Source organism: Mycobacterium sp. 852014-52450_SCH5900713 (assembly GCF_001667075.1).
In the GTDB taxonomy this organism is placed as follows: Bacteria; Actinomycetota; Actinomycetes; order Mycobacteriales; family Mycobacteriaceae; genus Mycobacterium.
Genome location: NZ_LZIL01000061.1, coordinates 35,280 through 53,139, shown reverse-complemented (window position 1 = coordinate 53,139; position 17,860 = coordinate 35,280). Strand labels below are relative to the sequence as shown.

Annotated in this window: 13 protein-coding genes and 1 riboswitch; of the genes, 6 read left to right on the top strand and 7 right to left on the bottom strand. The window is 68.1% G+C overall.

All coding sequences use genetic code 11. The features are described 5' to 3' along the window. Positions 1-117: 117 nt before the first annotated feature. The 5 genes from garA to gcvP all read left to right on the top strand — a co-directional run bounded on the left by garA (position 118) and on the right by gcvP (position 5,981). Complete coding sequence (garA, locus tag A5773_RS18640; protein ID WP_369817373.1) at positions 118-591, top strand: glycogen accumulation regulator GarA; 474 nt, start codon at positions 118-120, stop codon at positions 589-591. After that, positions 591-1,352: a MerR family transcriptional regulator gene (locus A5773_RS18635; RefSeq protein ID WP_066954135.1), complete on the top strand. Its 762-nt coding sequence runs from the start codon at positions 591-593 to the stop codon at positions 1,350-1,352. Before garA ends, A5773_RS18635 begins: the two co-directional genes overlap by 1 nt. A gap of 105 nt (positions 1,353-1,457) precedes the next feature. After that, positions 1,458-1,952: a bifunctional nuclease family protein gene (locus A5773_RS18630; protein ID WP_046184273.1), complete on the top strand. Its 495-nt coding sequence runs from the start codon at positions 1,458-1,460 to the stop codon at positions 1,950-1,952. A 273-nt stretch (positions 1,953-2,225) separates the two neighbouring features. Continuing rightward, positions 2,226-2,831, top strand: coding sequence for a MerR family transcriptional regulator (locus A5773_RS18625; RefSeq protein ID WP_066954138.1), 606 nt, complete (start codon positions 2,226-2,228; stop codon positions 2,829-2,831). A 36-nt stretch (positions 2,832-2,867) separates the two neighbouring features. Beyond that, a riboswitch (glycine riboswitch) is annotated at positions 2,868-2,965 on the top strand. A gap of 178 nt (positions 2,966-3,143) precedes the next feature. After that, complete coding sequence (gcvP, locus tag A5773_RS18620; protein ID WP_067792066.1) at positions 3,144-5,981, top strand: aminomethyl-transferring glycine dehydrogenase; 2,838 nt, start codon at positions 3,144-3,146, stop codon at positions 5,979-5,981. Positions 5,982-5,996: 15 nt separating this feature from the next. Here the strand turns inward: gcvP and A5773_RS18615 are convergent, their stop codons facing one another. From A5773_RS18615 to A5773_RS18595, 5 genes are all read right to left on the bottom strand, one after another. Continuing rightward, complete coding sequence (locus A5773_RS18615; RefSeq protein WP_066954144.1) at positions 5,997-6,869, bottom strand: haloalkane dehalogenase; 873 nt, start codon at positions 6,867-6,869, stop codon at positions 5,997-5,999. Between the two features lie 67 nt (positions 6,870-6,936). Beyond that, a complete protein-coding gene (locus A5773_RS18610) occupies positions 6,937-8,964 on the bottom strand; it encodes a substrate-binding domain-containing protein (protein ID WP_066954147.1) in 2,028 nt (675 codons plus the stop codon). Between the two features lie 108 nt (positions 8,965-9,072). Continuing rightward, positions 9,073-11,268 carry a malate synthase G gene (locus tag A5773_RS18605; protein ID WP_066954150.1) on the bottom strand — a complete coding sequence of 732 codons (2,196 nt, stop codon included), beginning with the start codon at positions 11,266-11,268 and terminating at the stop codon, positions 9,073-9,075. A 280-nt stretch (positions 11,269-11,548) separates the two neighbouring features. Beyond that, positions 11,549-12,589 carry a hemolysin family protein gene (locus A5773_RS18600; RefSeq protein ID WP_066954153.1) on the bottom strand — a complete coding sequence of 347 codons (1,041 nt, stop codon included), beginning with the start codon at positions 12,587-12,589 and terminating at the stop codon, positions 11,549-11,551. After that, positions 12,586-13,950 (bottom strand): hemolysin family protein, encoded by a 1,365-nt coding sequence (locus tag A5773_RS18595; RefSeq protein WP_067792063.1) that lies wholly within the window; start codon positions 13,948-13,950, stop codon positions 12,586-12,588. Before A5773_RS18595 ends, A5773_RS18600 begins: the two co-directional genes overlap by 4 nt. 295 nt (positions 13,951-14,245) lie before the next feature. Here A5773_RS18595 and A5773_RS18590 point away from each other — a divergent pair, with 295 nt between their 5' ends. Then, the gene (locus A5773_RS18590) at positions 14,246-14,872 is read left to right on the top strand and encodes a GNAT family N-acetyltransferase (protein ID WP_067792060.1); all 627 of its coding nucleotides are present in this window, start codon (positions 14,246-14,248) and stop codon (positions 14,870-14,872) included. A 25-nt stretch (positions 14,873-14,897) separates the two neighbouring features. Here the strand turns inward: A5773_RS18590 and A5773_RS18585 are convergent, their stop codons facing one another. Further along, positions 14,898-16,334 carry a GuaB1 family IMP dehydrogenase-related protein gene (locus A5773_RS18585; RefSeq protein WP_067792056.1) on the bottom strand — a complete coding sequence of 479 codons (1,437 nt, stop codon included), beginning with the start codon at positions 16,332-16,334 and terminating at the stop codon, positions 14,898-14,900. Positions 16,335-16,375: 41 nt separating this feature from the next. Continuing rightward, complete coding sequence (gene gndA, locus A5773_RS18580) at positions 16,376-17,833, bottom strand: NADP-dependent phosphogluconate dehydrogenase (RefSeq protein ID WP_067792053.1); 1,458 nt, start codon at positions 17,831-17,833, stop codon at positions 16,376-16,378. Positions 17,834-17,860: the final 27 nt, after the last annotated feature.

Genomic DNA, 17,860 nt, shown 5'->3' with positions numbered 1-17,860 from the left:
TTGAACGCACGAGTCTTGTAATCGGCAGTACCGGGCGAGAAAACCCAGTGAGCAGCCGGCCGAGCGGCCCGGTCAGACAACGCCACAGCGGCCAGTGAGGAGCAGCGCGTGACGGATATGGACTCCGGAAGTCCCCAAGACCAGACCTCTGACGAAGTCACGGTGGAGACGACTTCCGTCTTTCGTGCCGACTTCCTCAATGAACTGGACGCTCCCGCGCAGGCGGGCACCGAGAGCGCGGTCTCCGGGGTGGAAGGCCTCCCGGCAGGCTCCGCGCTGCTGGTCGTCAAACGGGGGCCTAACGCGGGGTCGCGCTTCTTGCTCGACCAGCCCATCACCTCCGCCGGCCGGCATCCCGACAGCGACATCTTTCTGGACGACGTCACCGTCAGTCGCCGCCACGCCGAATTCAGGTTGGAAAACAACGAATTCAGCGTGGTCGATGTCGGTAGCCTGAATGGCACGTACGTCAACCGGGAGCCCGTCGACTCGGCGGTGCTCGCCAACGGCGACGAGGTACAGATCGGCAAGTTCCGCTTGGTGTTTTTGACCGGGCCCAAGCAGGGTGAGGACGGAGGATCCGGAGGCTAGTGAGCGCACCCGATAGCCCGGCACTGGCCGGGATGTCGATTGGGGCGGTCCTGGAACTGTTGAGGCCGGACTTTCCCGATGTCACGATCTCCAAGATTCGCTTCCTGGAGGCCGAAGGACTGGTGACGCCGCAGCGCGCCGCGTCGGGTTATCGGAGATTTACCGCATACGACTGTGCCCGGTTGAGGTTCATCCTGACCGCGCAGCGCGACCACTACCTACCGCTCAAGGTCATCCGGTCGCAATTGGACGCGCAGCCCGACGGCGAACTGCCGCCCTTCGGCTCGCCCTACGCCGGGCCACGTCTGGTGTCGGTGGCGGGAGTTGGGGAGGCCAGTGCCGAGCCGGGCTCCGGGGCCGGTTCCGACGCGGCGGCGGTGGCGCCGTCGAGCATCCGGCTGAGTCGTGAAGATCTGCTGGAGCGCTCCGGGGTGGGCGACGACCTGTTGACGGCACTGCTCAAGGCGGGCGTGATCACCACCGGCCCGGGCGGCTTCTTCGACGAACACGCCGTGGTCATCCTGCAATGCGCGCGAGCGTTGTCGGAATACGGTGTGGAGCCGCGGCATCTGCGTGCTTTCCGCTCGGCAGCGGACCGGCAATCCGACCTGATCGCCCAAATCGCCGGGCCGCTAGTCAAAGCCGACAAGGCCGGCGCCCGCGATCGCGCCGACGACCTGGCGCGTGAGGTGGCGGCCCTCGCCATCACCTTGCACACGTCGCTGATCAAATCCGCCGTTCGCGACGTACTGCATCGCTGAGGACTAGACTTCGTCGATAGCTTGGTTTTCAGCGGCATAGCGACGATCCGGCGTCGTCGTTGCGCCAAGAACCGACACGGCAGCATATGCGGAGGGCAGACACAAATGGGTGAAGTTCGTGTTGTCGGCATTCGCGTTGAGCAGCCGCAGAACCAGCCGGTCCTGTTACTGCGCGAGACCGACGGCGACCGATACCTGCCGATCTGGATCGGTCAATCGGAGGCTGCCGCCATCGCGCTCGAGCAGCAAGGCGTCGAGCCGCCCCGCCCCCTGACACACGATCTGATCAGGGATGTCATTGCCGCGCTTGGTCATTCGCTGAAAGAGGTGCGGATCGTCGATCTGCAAGAGGGCACCTTCTACGCCGATCTGGTCTTCGACCGCAACATCACCGTGTCGGCTCGGCCGTCGGATTCGGTGGCAATAGCGCTGCGCGTCGGTGTTCCGATCTACGTCGAGGAGGCCGTGCTGGCCCAGGCCGGCCTGCTCATCCCCGACGAGACCGACGAAGAGGGGGGCACCGCCGTCCGCGAGGACGAGGTGGAGAAGTTCAAGGAGTTTCTCGACAGCGTGTCTCCGGACGACTTCAAGGCCACTTAGCCGGGTTTCGGGAGCGTCCGAGCGGCTTGGCGCGGCGCGGCAGTCGGGTACTACCCTGGACACCGACATCACGGGTGGATCTCGGGATGTCGACACGCCTGGCGGATAGCGCCCTCACTTGGCCCGACGGCAGCCATACTTTGATCACGACTTAAGGGCGCGGTAGCTATCGAACAGCGTAAGCTCTCTAGCACTCGGGCCTGAGCAAACGTGGCTGCGACGCAGCCAGTGACGCAGCTGGAAACGAAAGCGCGATCGGCGAGAGGAAGCACCGTGAGCGAGCAGCCACGCCAAGAACAGCTGGACCTAGCTGACCATCCGACCGCCGCACCGGAAGTGCCCGTGCAGCCCGGACTATTTCCCGACGACTCCGTACCGGACGAGCTGGTCGGGTACCGCGGTCCCAGCGCCTGCCAGATCGCCGGAATCACCTACCGCCAGCTGGACTACTGGGCGCGCACGTCGTTGGTGGTGCCGTCGATCCGCAGCGCGGCGGGCTCGGGCAGCCAGCGGCTCTACTCGTTCAAGGACATCCTGGTTCTCAAGATCGTCAAGCGGCTGCTCGACACCGGGATCTCGCTGCACAACATCCGGGTTGCCGTCGATCACCTGCGCCAGCGCGGCGTGCAGGATCTGGCCAACATCACCTTGTTCTCCGACGGCACCACGGTTTACGAATGCACCTCCGCCGAAGAGGTGGTCGACCTACTGCAGGGCGGGCAGGGCGTGTTCGGTATCGCCGTGTCGGGCGCAATGCGCGAGCTGACCGGCGTGATCGCCGACTTCCCCGGTGAGCGCGCCGACGGCGGCGAATCGATCGCCGCCCCGGAAGACGAGCTGGCGTCCCGGCGCAAGACCCGTGACCGCAAGATCGGTTAAGCGCACTCGCTCGACCGGGTAAACTGGGCTCCGCATCGCACTCGTGCGGGAGAGTTCCGTGACGGCCAGCCACGGACGCCGAAGGAGCAACACCTCTCCGCTAACCTCTCAGGCACCCGGACCGCCCGAGTTAACGATGCCTCTGGAAAGCGGTGCCGACCCTAGCGGTCGGCACCCGCCGATGGGGAAAGGCGCTCAGACATCAGCGGGCGCCGAATCTCTCAGGCGCCCGGCGCACGGGTGAAGACAGAGGGAGAGGACCGCTAGTCCTCTCCCTTGCACGCTTCGTCTCTGCCACCAGGAGTTTCGCCAGTGCCCGAGCAAACAACCTTCGCCGCCCGCCACATCGGTCCGGACGCCCAGGCCGTCGCGGCCATGCTGGCCGTCATCGGAGTCGACTCGCTCGACGAGCTGGCCGCCAAGGCCGTCCCGGCGGGCATCCTCGACAAGCTCACCGGCAGCGGTGCGGCACCGGGGCTGGATGAATTGCCGCCGGCCGTCACCGAGGCCGAGGCCCTGGCCGAGCTGCGGGCGCTCGCCGAGGCCAACACCGTGGCCGTGTCCATGATCGGGCAGGGCTATTACGACACGCTCACCCCGCCGGTGCTGCTGCGCAACGTGCTGGAGAACCCGGCCTGGTACACCGCCTACACGCCGTATCAGCCCGAGATCAGCCAGGGCAGGCTGGAAGCGCTGCTGAATTTCCAGACGATGGTTGCCGACCTGACCGGACTGGAAGTCGCCAACGCCTCGATGCTCGATGAGGGCACCGCGGCCGGCGAGGCCATGACGCTGATGCACCGCGCGACCCGCGGCACGTCGAACCGGCTGGTCGTCGACGCCGACCTGTTCGCTCAGACCGCGGCCGTGTTGGTGACGCGCGCCCAGCCGTTGGGCATCGAGATCGTCACCGCCGATCTACGCGAGGGTCTGCCCGAGGGCGACTTCTTCGGCGTCATCACCCAGCTGCCCGGCGCCAGCGGCCGCGTCACCGACTGGGCGGCCCTGGTGGAGCAGGCCCACGAACGTGGCGCGCTGGTTGCCGTCGGGGCCGACCTGCTGGCGTGCACGCTGATCACCCCACCCGGCGACATCGGTGCCGACGTTGCGTTCGGAACGACCCAACGATTCGGTGTGCCAATGGGATTCGGCGGCCCGCACGCCGGATACCTGTCGGTGCATTCCAAGCACGCCCGCCAGCTGCCGGGCCGGCTGGTCGGTGTGTCGCTGGACGCCGACGGGTCGCCGGCCTACCGGCTGGCGCTGCAGACGCGCGAGCAGCACATCCGCCGGGACAAGGCGACCAGCAACATCTGCACGGCGCAGGTGCTGCTGGCGGTGATGGCCGCGATGTACGCCAGCTACCACGGGGCCGACGGTCTGGTGCAGATCGCCCGCCGCGTGCACGCCCACGCCGAGGCCATTGCCGCCGCCCTGGGCTCGGCGGCCAACACAGCCTTGGTGCACGACGCGTTCTTCGACACCGTGCTGGCGCGGGTGCCGGGGCGCGCCGACGAGGTGGTGGCCGCGGCCAAGGCGAACGGCGTCAACGTGTGGCGCGTCGACGACGACCACGTGTCGGTCGCCTGCGACGAGGCCACCACGGACGCGCACGTGGCGGCGGTTCTGCAAGCCTTCGCCGGGTCGGCGGCCGAGCCCGTCGCCGTCGACATCGCGACCCGCACCTCGGAGTTCCTCACCCATCCGGCGTTCACGCAGTACCGCACCGAAACCGCGATGATGCGCTACCTGCGCACGCTGGCGGATAAAGATATCGCCTTGGACCGCAGCATGATTCCGCTCGGCTCGTGCACGATGAAGCTCAACGCCGCCGCGGAGATGGAACCGATCACCTGGCCGGAATTCGCGCGTCAGCATCCGTTCGCCCCGCCGTCGGACACCCCTGGCCTGCGCCGGCTGATCAGCGACCTGGAGAGCTGGCTGGTGCAGATCACCGGTTACGACGCCGTCTCGCTGCAGCCCAACGCCGGTTCGCAGGGCGAGTACGCCGGGCTGCTGGCCATCCACGACTACCACGCCAGCCGGGGCGAACCCCACCGCAACATCTGCCTGATCCCGTCCAGCGCGCACGGCACCAACGCGGCGTCGGCGGCGTTGGCCGGCATGCGGGTGGTGGTGGTGGCCTGCCACGACAACGGGGACGTCGATCTCGACGACCTGCGCGCCAAGGTCGCCGGGCACGGCGACGCGTTGTCGACGCTGATGATCACCTATCCGTCCACCCACGGTGTCTACGAACACGACATCGCCGAGATCTGCGCGGCCGTCCACGACGCCGGCGGCCAGGTGTATGTCGATGGCGCCAACCTCAACGCGCTCGTCGGCCTGGCTCGGCCGGGGAAGTTCGGCGGCGACGTCAGCCACTTGAACCTGCACAAGACGTTCTGCATCCCGCACGGGGGCGGGGGACCGGGGGTCGGTCCCGTGGCGGTGCGCGCGCACCTGGCCCCGTTCCTGCCCGGGCACCCGCATGCGCCCGAGTTGCCCGAAGGTCATCCGGTGTCGTCGGCGCCTTACGGGTCCGCCTCGATCCTGCCGATCAGCTGGGCCTACATCAGGATGATGGGCGCCGACGGCCTGCGGGCGGCGTCGCTGACCGCGATCGCGTCGGCCAACTACATCGCCCGCCGGCTCGACGAGTACTTCCCGGTGCTCTACACCGGCGAGAACGGCATGGTCGCCCACGAGTGCATCCTGGATCTGCGCCCGATCACCAAGTCGACCGGGGTCACCGTCGACGATGTCGCAAAGCGCTTGGCCGACTACGGCTTTCACGCGCCGACGATGAGCTTCCCGGTGGCCGGCACGCTCATGGTGGAGCCCACCGAGAGCGAGAGCCTGACCGAGGTCGACGCCTTCTGCGAAGCCATGATCGCCATCCGCGGGGAGATCGACCGGGTGGGTGCGGGGGAGTGGCCCGTTGACGACAATCCGCTGCGCGGCGCGCCGCACACCGCCGAATGCCTGTTGATCGCCGACTGGCAGCACCCGTACACGCGGGAAGAGGCCGCCTATCCGCTCGGGAAGAACTTCCGGCCGAAGGTGTGGCCGCCGGTACGGCGCATCGACGGCGCCTACGGCGACCGCCACCTCGTTTGCTCGTGCCCGCCGGTGGAGGCGTTCGCCTAAGTCGCGCAGGGTTGGTCAGCCGAAGCGGTCGATGATCGCCGCGGCGATCTGATCCGGTGCATCCTCCTGGATGAAGTGCTTGGCATTGGGCAGTTCGACGACGACGTGGTCGGGAAAGGTCGCGCGCATGCGCGGCAGGGTGGGGCCGGGCCGGAACGCGAAATCCTTCATGCCCCAAACGAACAGGGCGGGTTTGGCGCCCAGCTTGGCCGGCACTTCCCGGGCGAGCCGCGCCAGCAGGGGTCCGGCGGCCAGGATCTGCTTGGGCATCTCGGCGACGCCTTTGCGGGCCTCGGGGCCGGGTTGCACCGCCCGGTAGTGCTGCATCACCGCATCACTCGGCCGGTGCTCGGTTCCGGCGGGGATCAGACGCTCGACGAAGAAATTGCGGTGCAGGATCGCGTATTGCAGCGGCGGACTCGACATCACCCGGCTGAACATCTTCGTCGTGAATTCGTCGGTCGGCCAGAACCAGGTGTTGCCCAGGATGACGCCGCGCACCCGCTCGGCGCGCTCCACCGCGACCGCCATGCTGATGGGCCCACCCCAGTCCTGGCCCATCGTCAGGAAGCTCTCGAGGCCGAGGTGGTCGACCAACTCGCCGACCACCCGGGCGTGCTCCTCGATGGTGTATCCGAACGCCGCGGGCCGGTCCGAGAGCCCGAACCCGAGGTAATCCGGTGCGATGCAGCGGAATCTGTCGCGCAGCGCGATGACGATGTTGCGATAGAGGAAGCTCCAGGTCGGGTTGCCGTGGCACAGCAGGATCGGCGGCCCTTCGAAACCGGCGGGGCCCTCGTCGATGTAGTGCATGCGCCCCTGCGAGCTGTCGAACCAGCGCGACTCGAACGGGTAGAGCTGGGGGTCCGGGCTGAAGTCGATGCTCATGGCGCTCCTTCGGTAGCGCTCATGATGCTAGGCCCGGAGTGTGACAGGCACCCGCTCGCAGGCCCGCTCAGCTCAAGAAGGCGTTCATGGCCGCGGCGAGGTCCGGGGACGCCGATGTGGCGAGGTTCTGGTAGCCACCACCGCTGAGCTGGGCGACCGCTTCCCACGTCGCGCGGTCCGGGTCGCCGCCGAAGTCGATGACGTTCACCGCGATGGGCTTGGCCGGGTCCGCACTCTTGCGGATGAAATCCTGCAACCCGGGGCCGTCCAGGCTCTGGTCGGTGTGGGGACCCGCCGTGATGACCAATATCGAGTTGGTCTGGCCCGGGTGGTAATTGGCCTGCAGCTCTTGGTAGATCATGCGCAGCGTGGTGAACGACACGGCGCCGCCCGGCGACGAGTACTGCTTGTCCAACGCTGCGGTCAGCGCCGCCGAACGCGGCTGGCCGTTCACGGGGTCGCCCAGGGGCCCGCCGGCCACCTCCGAACGTCCCTCGTGGCCGTCGAACGTCCACAGCCCCACCACCGAGGTGGGTGGCAGCGCCCTGATCTTGTCCTGCAGTGCGGCGATGACGTTCGCCAGGCGCGACTTCCCGCCCTCCTGGCCGGGCATCGACTGGTCGAGCATGATGGTCGCGGCCAGCCCGCTCGACGGGCTGGCCATCGCCTCGGCCAGCGTCGCGCGCATCGCGTCGTCACCCACCGACACCGTCGCCGGTAGCGCCGGGAATGTGGTGACCGGGCTGCTCGGCGGCTTGACGCCGTTGACCCGGAAGCCGGCCTTTGCCAGCTTGGCGAGTTGGTCGGGCTTGTGCATGAAGCGGGCGAACTCGCTGGCCGCCGAGGTCTGGTCCCGCGTCAGCCACGAGCCGCTGAGCAGCACCGTGGGGTAGTCGGCGACCGGCGCCGGCCCGGACGGTAGCCAGGAGGCCAACATGCCCTTCGCGTCGGGCAACGATTGGCCGCGCTGGAACAGCTGCTGCTCGGTCGTGATCACCGCATGCACCGGGGCGGTTGCCGCGTCAGGGGGTCCGAACAGCGCGTCCATCGCCTCGGTCAGCGAGTTGTTCGCCAGCTTCGGTTGCGCGCTCAGCAAGGCGCGCACCGCGCCGGTGCCCTGGGTTGCCGGGGCGCCGGGAGGTGCCGATGCGGCCGCCACCGCTTCCCCGGCCAGGAACGCCGCGTCACCATTGCCAGTCATCGGCAGGGCCAGCCGCAGCGCCCCCCAGGCCGGCAGGTTCACGCCGGCCAAGCCGTTCGGGTTGGTCTGCAGCCCCGGGAGCGCCCCCCAATTCTGGTTGCCGAGCGCCCGCTGGAGTTCCGGGCGGACGGCGAGCACCACGGGCGACGTCACCAGCGAGCGGCTGTCGGTGATCGTCTTCTGCGCCGTGGCCCCGGCCAGCCGCGCGGCGGAGACCGAGCTGCCCGGAATCCACAACGCCGGCTGCCCGCCCAGCTCGGCGGGCCACTTGCCGATGAAGCCGTTCAGTACCGCGTCGGAGCCGGCCGGTTTGACGCTGACCTCCACGCAGTGGTCGCCGATGGGGCCGGCCGAGGAGTTGTAGGTCTCCGCGAACTGCTGCACCGAGTCGGCGATCGACGGGTCGGCGACGACGGCGACCGTCTCCTTACCGCCCACGCAACGCCCGGCGGCCTGGTGCGAGCGGTTGGATAACGCATCACCGAAGAAGCTCCACAGGATCACACTGCCCACCACCACGACGACGGCGACCAGGGCCACGATCACGCCGATGCTGACTCCGCGGCGGCCGCCCTCGCTGCGATGGCCGCCCCGCCAATCGCCGAGGCCGCGGTGGCCGCGGCCGAACAGTGACGGCGACGAGGCGGGCGGCTCCGCGCTCGGCGGCCCGGGCTGCCGCGCCGGGAACTCCGGGTAATCGTCGGCGGTGCCGGCCTCGAACGCGTCCTCGGCGGCGTAGGGGTCATCCTCGGCGTCGAAGTCGTCCTCGACCGGATAGTCACCCTCGTCGGCGTAGTCCTCGCCGACGGCGTCCCGGCGACGGTCGTCGGTGTCGCCACTTTCGTATGGCTCGTCGACGGAGTCCCCAGGGTCGGGCAAACTGTGCCTACCCATAGCGGTGTCCGTCGCCTTTCCGTCGATCCATCCGACTTGTTGTGAACCCGCCGCTGATCTTAGTCGTCAGCGGCACCGATGCTCCGCGAGCCCGATTAAGGCACGAGCTCAATTTGATTGCGTCGCGCGGGCCTTAACTTCGCGCCGGCGGCGATGCAGGATCGGCTCGGTGTAGCCGTTGGGCTGCTGCGTCCCGGTCAGGATCAAGTCCTGGGCGGCCAGGAACGCAATGCTGTCATCGAAGTTGGGCGCCATCGGCAGGTAGGCCGCGTCCTTGGCGTTCTGCGCGTCCACCAGCGGCGCCATCCGCTCCAGGCTGGCCCGCACGTCCTCCTCGGTGATCACCCCGTGGCGTAGCCAGTTGGCCAGCAGCTGACTCGAAATCCGCAGCGTGGCACGGTCTTCCATGAGCGCCACGTCGTGAATGTCGGGCACCTTCGAGCAGCCGACCCCCTGGGCGACCCAGCGCACCACGTAGCCGAGGATGGACTGGCAGTTGTTGTCGACCTCCTCGCGGATCTCCTCGGGGGCCCAAGCCAGTTCCTTGGCCAGCGGGACGGTCAACAACTCGTCGATGTTGGTGCGCTTCTGGCCCGCCAGCTCCTCCTGCACGGCGCCCACATCGACGTAGTGGTAGTGCATCGCGTGCAGGGTGGCGGCCGTCGGCGAGGGCACCCACGCGGTGGTGGCGCCCGCCTTGGGTTGGCCGATCTTCTGCTCGACCATGTCGGCCATCAGCTCGGTCATCGCCCACATGCCCTTGCCGATCTGCGCCTTGCCCTTGAAGCCGGCCGCCAGGCCGATGTCGACGTTGGCGTCCTCGTAGGCCTTGATCCAGGTGGTGTTCTTCATCGCACCCTTGCGGATCATCGGACCGGCCTCCATCGACGTGTGGATCTCGTCGCCGGTGCGGTCCAGGAAGCCGGTGTTGATGAACACCACCCGGTCGGCCGCGGCCTTGATGCACGCCTTGAGGTTGACGGTGGTCCGCCGCTCCTCGTCCATGATGCCGACCTTGAGGGTGGCCTGCGGCAGGCCCAGGACGTCCTCGACGCGGCTGAACAGCTCGCAGGTGAATGCGACCTCGTCGGGCCCGTGCATCTTCGGCTTGACGATGTAGATGGAACCGGTGCGGCTGTTGGCCAGCGGGCCGTTCGCATCCCCGGTCTTGAGCCCGTGGATCGCCGTCAGGCCGGTGAACAGCGCGTCCATGATGCCCTCGAACACCTCGTTACCGTCGGCGTCGACGATGGCGTCGTTGGTCATCAGGTGGCCGACGTTGCGGACGAACAACAGGCTGCGGCCCGGCAGCGTCAGCTCGCCCTCGCCGTCGGGCGTGGTGTAGGTGCGGTCCTGGTTCAGCACCCGGGTGAAGGTCTCGCCGCCCTTGGCGACCTCCTCGGACAGATCGCCCTTGTTCAGCCCCAGCCAGTTGCGGTAACCCAGCACCTTGTCGTCGGCATCGACGGCGGCGACCGAGTCCTCGAAGTCCATGATCGTGGTGACGGCCGATTCCAGGATCACGTCCTTGATGCCGGCGCGGTCGGTCTTGCCGATCGACGACTCGGGGTCGACGAGGATCTCGATGTGCAGACCGTGGTTCACCAGGAGCACCGACCAGTCGGGGGAGCCGAGCTCGCCGGTGTAGCCGGCGAACTTCTCCGGGCTGGCCAGGCCAACGGATCCGTCGGCGGTCGCGACCTTCAGCTGGCCGTCCTCGACGGCCAGTCCCGTCGCGTCGGCCCAGGACCCGGATTCCAGCGGGACCGCCTGGTCGAGGAAGTTGCGCGCATAGGCGATGACCTTGTCGCCGCGAATCTTGTTGTAGCTGGTGCCCTTTTCGGCACCGTCGCTCTCGGGGATGACGTCGGTGCCGTACAGGGCGTCGTAGAGCGAGCCCCAGCGCGCGTTCGCGGCGTTGAGCGCGAACCGGGCGTTGAGCACCGGCACCACCAGCTGCGGTCCCGCGGTCGTGGTGATCTCGTCATCGACGCCGGACGTCGTGATCGTGAAATCCTCGGGTTCGGGCAGCAGGTAACCGATTTCGGTAATGAACTGGCGGTACGCCTCGACGTCGAACGGCTCGATCACGCGTTGGCGGTGCCACTTGTCGATCTGGGCCTGCAGCTCATCGCGGCGGTTCAACAGATCCCGGTTCTTCGGCGTGAGGTCGGTGACGACTTTGTCGACTCCGGCCCAGAAGCTGTCCGGGTCGATGTCGGTGCCGGGCAGGGCCTCGTTGTTCACGAAGTCGTAGAGCACTCGGGCGACGCGCAGGTTCCCCGCCGACACGCGATCAGTCATGTTTCTCCTCCATAATGAAGCCTCACCAAGCCGCCATTGGCTCGGAGTGGCAATGTCTTCAGCGTACCGAGCAGCAGCCTGGTGAGCGTATCCGCCCAAACCTGCCACACCAGGTCAAGCCGCGCTGACAGCTCTAACCATGCCGCTGCGGCGAGCCCGGGGATCGAATTCCAGCAACGCACCTGTGCGCCTGGGATCCTGCGCCGTCCAGCACTTTCTTGACTGGTAGCCGTTGAAAATCATACGGGCTCGCTGAGGTCCCGCTTCGCGACCTGTACCCCTATGCGTCGCGCATCGTGCCGACGAGGTCTTCAACCAGGTCTTCCATGGCCACCATCGCGACCACGTCGCCGCTAGCGCCGGTCACCAGCGCGAGATGGCTGTTGCTGCGGCGCATCCGCGACAAAGCGTCGGCCAGCGGCAGTGACTTGGGCAGCCGCGGCAGCGGCCGCACCATCGCCAGGTCGATCACCGTCCGTGGGTCGTCACCGAGCGTGAGCATGTCCTTGATGTGCAGGTAGCCGATGAAGTCGCCGTTGACGTTGGCCACCGGGAACCGTGAGTAGCCGGTCTGGGCCAGGGCCTCTTCGACGGCGCCGACCGTCGGGCCGGTGCCCGCCGCGGCCACCCGCACCGCGTGGACATCGGCGAGCGGGACCGCCACGTCGCCAACGACGCGGGTGCCGATTTGCAGCGCCCGGGTCAGCCTGGTGTGCTCCTCGCGGTCCAGCAGCCCTTCGGATCGCGATTCGGCGATCATCTCGCTCAATTCGACGGGGGAGACGCTGATTTCGAGCTCTTCCTTGGGTTCCACGCCCAGTGCTCGCACCACCACGCTGGCGCATTTGTTGTAGAACACGATGAACGGCCGCGCGGCTCGCACATAGGCCAGGTAGGGCGGCACCAGCAGCATCGCCGTGCGCTCGGGACCGGCCAGCGCGATGTTCTTGGGCACCATCTCGCCCAGCAGCACATGCAGCGTCACCACGATCGCCAACGCGATCGCGAACGACAGCGTGTGCAGCAGCGTCGGGTGAATGGTGGTCAGGCCCAGTGCCGTGCGCAGCAGGTCGGCGACCGCCGACTCGCCGATCCGCCCGAGCAGCAGCGAGGCGGCGGTGACTCCGAGCTGCGCCCCCGCCAGCATGGCCGGCAGCTGCTCTCCGGCGCGCATCACCGTGACCGCGCGGGCCTTGCCCTGTTCGGCGAGCGCTTCGAGGCGGTCGCGCCGGGCCGAGATCAACGAGAATTCCGCCCCGACGAAGAAGGCGTTGACGCCGATCAGCAGCATCGCCAGGAACACGCCCATGGTGTTGTTCATCGGGAGCCCCCGGCCGCCGGGCTGTCGCCGCGCAGCTCGATCAACTCGAGCAGGTCGATGCGGCGCCCCTCCATCCGGATGACGGTCGCTTGCCAGCTCAGCGACGTGTCCAGCAACCCGTCGGCGTCCAGGGCCGGCAACTTGACCGTTTCACCGGCCACCGGGATGTGGCCGAATTCACGCAACGCCAGTCCGCCAATGGTCTCGTAGGGTCCCTCGGGCGCGCGGAAGCCGGTCGCGGCGGCGACCTCGTCGATGCGCAGCAACCCCGAGACGCGCCAACCGGTTCCGGCCGCCACCACATCCGGGGTGGCGTCGTCGTGTTCGTCGCGGACATCGCCGACGATCTCTTCGATCAGGTCCTCGACCGTCACCATGCCCGCCGTGCCGCCGTATTCGTCGACCACCATCGCGGTCTGCAGGCTGTTGGCGCGGATCTCGCCCATGACGGCGTCGCCGTCCAGCGTCGACGGCACCACGGGAACGGGCTGCGCCACCGTGATCAGCGACGTGCCCGCCCGCTCGGCCGCCGGGATGGCCAGCACCTGTTTGACGTGCACGATGCCGACGGTTTCGTCGAGGTCGCCATCGACGATCGGGAAGCGCGAGTACCCCGACTCCGCCGCCGCGGCCACCAGGTCGGCGACCGTGTCGTCGGTCTGCAGCGCCACGATCTTCGACCTGGGCGTCATCAATTCTTCGGCGGTCCGGGCGCCGAATTGCAGGGAGCGCCGCACCAGCGATGCGGTGGCCGCATCCAGTGAGCCGCTGCGCGCCGAAGAACGCACCAGCGACAGCAGCTCCTGCGGCGACCGCGCCGAGCGCAGCTCCTCGGCCGGCTCGATACCCAGCTGGCGCACGATCCAGTTCGCCGCGCCGTTCGTCAGCCGGATCGCCGGGGTGAAAAACAAAGAGAACAGCAGCTGGACGCCCACGACGGCCCGCGCGGTGGACAGCGGTCGGGCGACCGCCAGGTACTTCGGGACCAGCTCGCCGAACACCATCGATACCGAGGTGACGATGACCAACGCCAGGAACGCCATGATCGCGTCGGCCACCCGGTCGGATATCCCGATCGCGTCAAACCACGGATGCGGCAGGTCGGCCAGCATGGGATCGGTCAGATAGCCGGCCGCCAATGTGGTGGCGGAGATGCCCAATTGAGCGCCGGATAGCTGGAACGACAACTTGTGGTGGGCGCGTCGGATCGCCCGGTCACGGCGTCCGCCGCCGCGGGCGTTCGCCTCCACGGCGCTGCGGTCCAGCGTGGTGAGCGAGAACTCGGCGGCGACGAAGATCGCGTTGCCGAAGATGAGCACCGCGATGGCCACGACGCTGAGCACGGTGACGGTGACGTTCATGGGTCAAGCCGCCCGTTGGCCGATTGCCTGCTGAGACCCGACGGGGGAGGCTCCGCATCGGGCGGCTCGTCCGACGGCTGCCGCACCCGAAATCCCATGGCCTGCACGGGTGCCTGCGGCACGTCGATCCCTTCGCTGCCTGAATCCGGTGCGGACGCGGTCGCCTCCGTCTTTGCTGACTTATGGTAGCCCGGTCCGTCCCGCGCGCGGCCGACCACCGGTTTCGTCGGCGCCACCCCGCCACCCGCCACCCGACTATGGGTTGCCTAACCTTACTCGGTAGGCTGTGCGCACTATGGCGCCCGAAGCCCCTCCCGAAACCCCATCCGCGCAAGCACTTCCGCGCGAGCGCTTCGACATCGCCGACGAGATCGCGCGCATAGGCCCGCCGCCGGTCCCCGCCCTGGAGCCGCCGTTCGCGCTGCGGGTCGCTCGACGCGGGGATGCCGGCATGGTGTCGGAGTGGATGAACCGCCCGCACCTGGCGGCGGCCTGGGAATACGACTGGCCGACGCCGCGGTGGGAGCGGCATCTGGGCGCACAGCTCGACGGGACGTATTCGCTGCCACTGCTCGGAAGCATCCGCGGAAAGGATTGCGCCTATCTCGAGTTGTATTGGGGTGCAAAGGATTTGATTTCGCATTATTACGAGGCCGAGGCTTATGACCTGGGGCTGCACGCCGCCATCGCCGACTCGGCCCTGGTGAACCGGGGGCTGGGCCCGATGCTGTTGCCGCGCATCGTGGCCAGCGCATTTTCCATGGAGCCTCGTTGCCGGCGCATCATGTTCGACCCCGATCACCGCAACACCGCGGCGCGTCGGTTGTGCGAGAACGCCGGATGCACGTTCCTCGGGGAGCACGACGCCAGAAACCGGCGGATGTCGCTTTACGCGCTGGAACGTCCGAACACCGACGCATAGCCCTCGCCATTCCGGGCCGAACGGGTCACCAACCCAGTGGCAGCGGATGGCCTTCGGCGAAGCCCGCGGTCGACTGCACCCCGACGACGGCGCGCTCATGCAGCTCCGTGAGGTTGGCGGCGCCGACGTACGTGCACGTGCTGCGCACGCCCGAGGTGATGTGGTCGATCAAGTCCTCGACGCCGCCGCGGTCGGGGTCCAATCCCATCCGCGACGTCGAAATGCCTTCTTCGAAAAGCGCTTTGCGCGCGCGCTCGAACGCGGTGTCGGCGGCGCTGCGGGCGACCACCGCCCGCTTGGACGCCATGCCGTAACTCTCCTTGTAGGGCTGGTCCTCGCGATCGCGCATCAGGTCCCCGGGCGATTCGTAGGTGCCGGCGAACCACGATCCGATCATCACGTTGGACGCCCCGGCCACCAGCGCCAGCGCCACGTCCCGCGGATGGCGGACGCCGCCGTCGGCCCACACATGCCCTCCCAATTGCCTTGCCGCCGAAGCGCATTCGACCACAGCCGAGAATTGCGGGCGGCCCACGGCGGTCATCATCCGGGTGGTGCACATCGCCCCCGGCCCGACGCCGACCTTGACGATGTCGGCCCCGGCGCCGAGCAGGTCGCGGGTGCCTTCCGCCGAGACGACGTTGCCCGCCACCAGCGGGACGCCCAGTTCGAGCGAGGACACCGTGCGGATCGCATCGAGTGTCTTCACCTGATGCCCGTGCGCGGTATCGATGACGAGCACGTCGACGCCCGCCTCGGCCAGGGAGCGCGCCCTGGCCCCCGCATCGCCGTTGATGCCGACGGCCGCGCCGATCCGCAGCCGCCCGCGCGCGTCGACCGCCGGGGCGTACAGGCCGGTCCGGACGGCCCCGGTGCGGGTCAGCACGCCGGCCAGCGTGCCGTCCGCGTTGGTCACCACGGCAACCCCGATCGGGGCGTGCTCGAGCAGGTCGAAGATCTTGCGCGGCTCGGTGCCGACCGGGGCGGTGACGAAGTCGGTGATCGCTACGTCACGCACCCTGGTGAACCGGTCAACGCCGAGGCAGCACGATTCGCTGACCAGGCCCATCGGGCGGCCCTCGAAGACGACGACGGCGACCCCGTGCGCACGCTTGTGGATCAGCGCGGTCGCATCCGACACCGAATCGTCGGCCGCCAGGACCACCGGGGTGTCGAGAACGAGGTCACGGCTCTTGACGAAATCCAACGTCTGCTGCACGGCGGTGATCGGGAGATCCTGCGGCAGGATGACCAGGCCGCCGCGGCGCGCGACCGTCTCGGCCATCCTGCGCCCGGCCACCGCGGTCATGTTGGCCACCACCACGGGGATGGTGGTGCCCGAGCCGTCGTTGGTGGACAGGTCGACGTCGAAGCGCGACTCGACCTCTGACCGGCCCGGCATGACGAAGACGTCGTTGTACGTCAGGTCGTAGCCGGGCCCATGCCCGTCCAGGAATCTCATCGTCGTCGCCGTGCCCCCTCGTGTCCTCCAGTAGTACCCCGCTAGGCGGGCACTTCGCTGCGGTCCCCGCTCCAGAGCGTGTGGAACCGCTTGTCCGGGTCGTCGTCGATCCGGCCGTAGGTGTGCGCGCCGAAGAAGTCCCGCAAGCCCTGGGTCAGCGCCGCGGGCAGCCGCTCGGTGCGCAGGGCGTCGTAGTAGGACAGCGCCGAGGAGAAGCCCGGGATCGGGATGCCCAGCTGCGTGGCGGTCACCACGACGCGGCGCCAGCCGTCGATCGCGGCCTCGATCGCGCTGCGGAAGTAGGGCGCGACGATCAGCGTGGGCAGGTCGGGGTCTTCGTCGAACGCGTCTTTGATGCGGTTGAGGAACTTCGCCCGGATGATGCAGCCGCCGCGCCAGATGGTGGCCAGGTCGCCCGGTGTGACGCCCCAGTCGTATTCGGCGCTGCCGGCCTGAATCTGGTTGAAGCCCTGCGCATAAGCGATGATCTTGGACGCGTACAGGGCCTGACGGACGTCCTCGACGAACTGCTGCGCATCTTCCGGCTTGGCTCCCAGCTCGCCCGAGGCCAGCCCGGTGGTGGCCTTGCGCTGCGTCACCGAACCCGACAGCGCGCGGGCGAATACCGCCTCGGCGATGCCGGTCACCGGCACGCCGAGGTCCAAAGCCGACTTCACCGTCCAGCGGCCGGTGCCCTTCTGCTCGGCCTCGTCGAGGATGACGTCGACGAGCGGCTTGCCGGTCTTGGCGTCCTTCTGCCGCAGCACCTGCGCGGTGATTTCGACCAGGAAGCTATCCAGGTCGCCTTTGTTCCACTCGTCGAACACGTCCGCGATCTCGTCGGCGGTCTTGCCGAGCCCGTCGCGCAGCAGCTGGTAGGCCTCGCCGATCAGCTGCATGTCGGAGTACTCGATGCCGTTGTGCACCATCTTGACGAAGTGACCGGCGCCGTCCGGGCCGATGTGGGTGCAGCACGGGACGCCGTCGACGTGCGCGGAGATCTCCTCGAGCAGCGGGCCCAGCGACGTGTACGACTCGGCGGGGCCGCCCGGCATGATCGACGGGCCGTTGAGCGCGCCTTCCTCCCCGCCCGAGATTCCGGCGCCGACGAAGTGCAGGCCCCGTTCGCGCATCGCCTTCTCGCGGCGAATGGTGTCGGTGTAGAGGGCGTTGCCGCCGTCGATGATGATGTCGCCTTCTTCCATGGCGTCGGCGAGCTCGTTGATGACGGCGTCGGTGGGGTCACCGGCCTTGACCATGATGAGCACCCGCCGCGGCTTCTCCAAGGCGTCCAGAAACTCCGCAATGGTCTCCGACCGCACGAACTTGCCCTCGTCACCATGCTCTTTGAGCAGCGCGTCGGTCTTGGCGACCGACCGGTTGTGCAGCGCCACCGTGTAACCGTGCCGCGCGAAATTGCGAGCGATGTTCGAACCCATTACCGCCAGGCCTGTGACGCCGATTTGCGCGGTCGCGGTCTGTGCATCCGACGAACCCATGTCTTCGCCTCGTCTCTCAGTCGGAGA

Bases quoted from the DNA above. Each gene is read 5' to 3' on its own strand.
- garA (WP_369817373.1), top strand. From the start codon at position 118: ATGGACTCCGGAAGTCCCCAAGACCAGACCTCTGACGAAGTCACGGTG.
- A5773_RS18630 (WP_046184273.1), top strand. From the start codon at position 1,458: ATGGGTGAAGTTCGTGTTGTCGGCATTCGCGTTGAGCAGCCGCAGAAC.
- A5773_RS18615 (WP_066954144.1), bottom strand. From the start codon at position 6,869: ATGAGCATCGACTTCAGCCCGGACCCCCAGCTCTACCCGTTCGAGTCG.
- A5773_RS18610 (WP_066954147.1), bottom strand. From the start codon at position 8,964: ATGGGTAGGCACAGTTTGCCCGACCCTGGGGACTCCGTCGACGAGCCA.
- A5773_RS18605 (WP_066954150.1), bottom strand. From the start codon at position 11,268: ATGACTGATCGCGTGTCGGCGGGGAACCTGCGCGTCGCCCGAGTGCTC.
- A5773_RS18600 (WP_066954153.1), bottom strand. From the start codon at position 12,589: ATGAACAACACCATGGGCGTGTTCCTGGCGATGCTGCTGATCGGCGTC.
- A5773_RS18595 (WP_067792063.1), bottom strand. From the start codon at position 13,950: ATGAACGTCACCGTCACCGTGCTCAGCGTCGTGGCCATCGCGGTGCTC.
- A5773_RS18590 (WP_067792060.1), top strand. From the start codon at position 14,246: ATGGCGCCCGAAGCCCCTCCCGAAACCCCATCCGCGCAAGCACTTCCG.
- A5773_RS18585 (WP_067792056.1), bottom strand. From the start codon at position 16,334: ATGAGATTCCTGGACGGGCATGGGCCCGGCTACGACCTGACGTACAAC.
- gndA (WP_067792053.1), bottom strand. From the start codon at position 17,833: ATGGGTTCGTCGGATGCACAGACCGCGACCGCGCAAATCGGCGTCACA.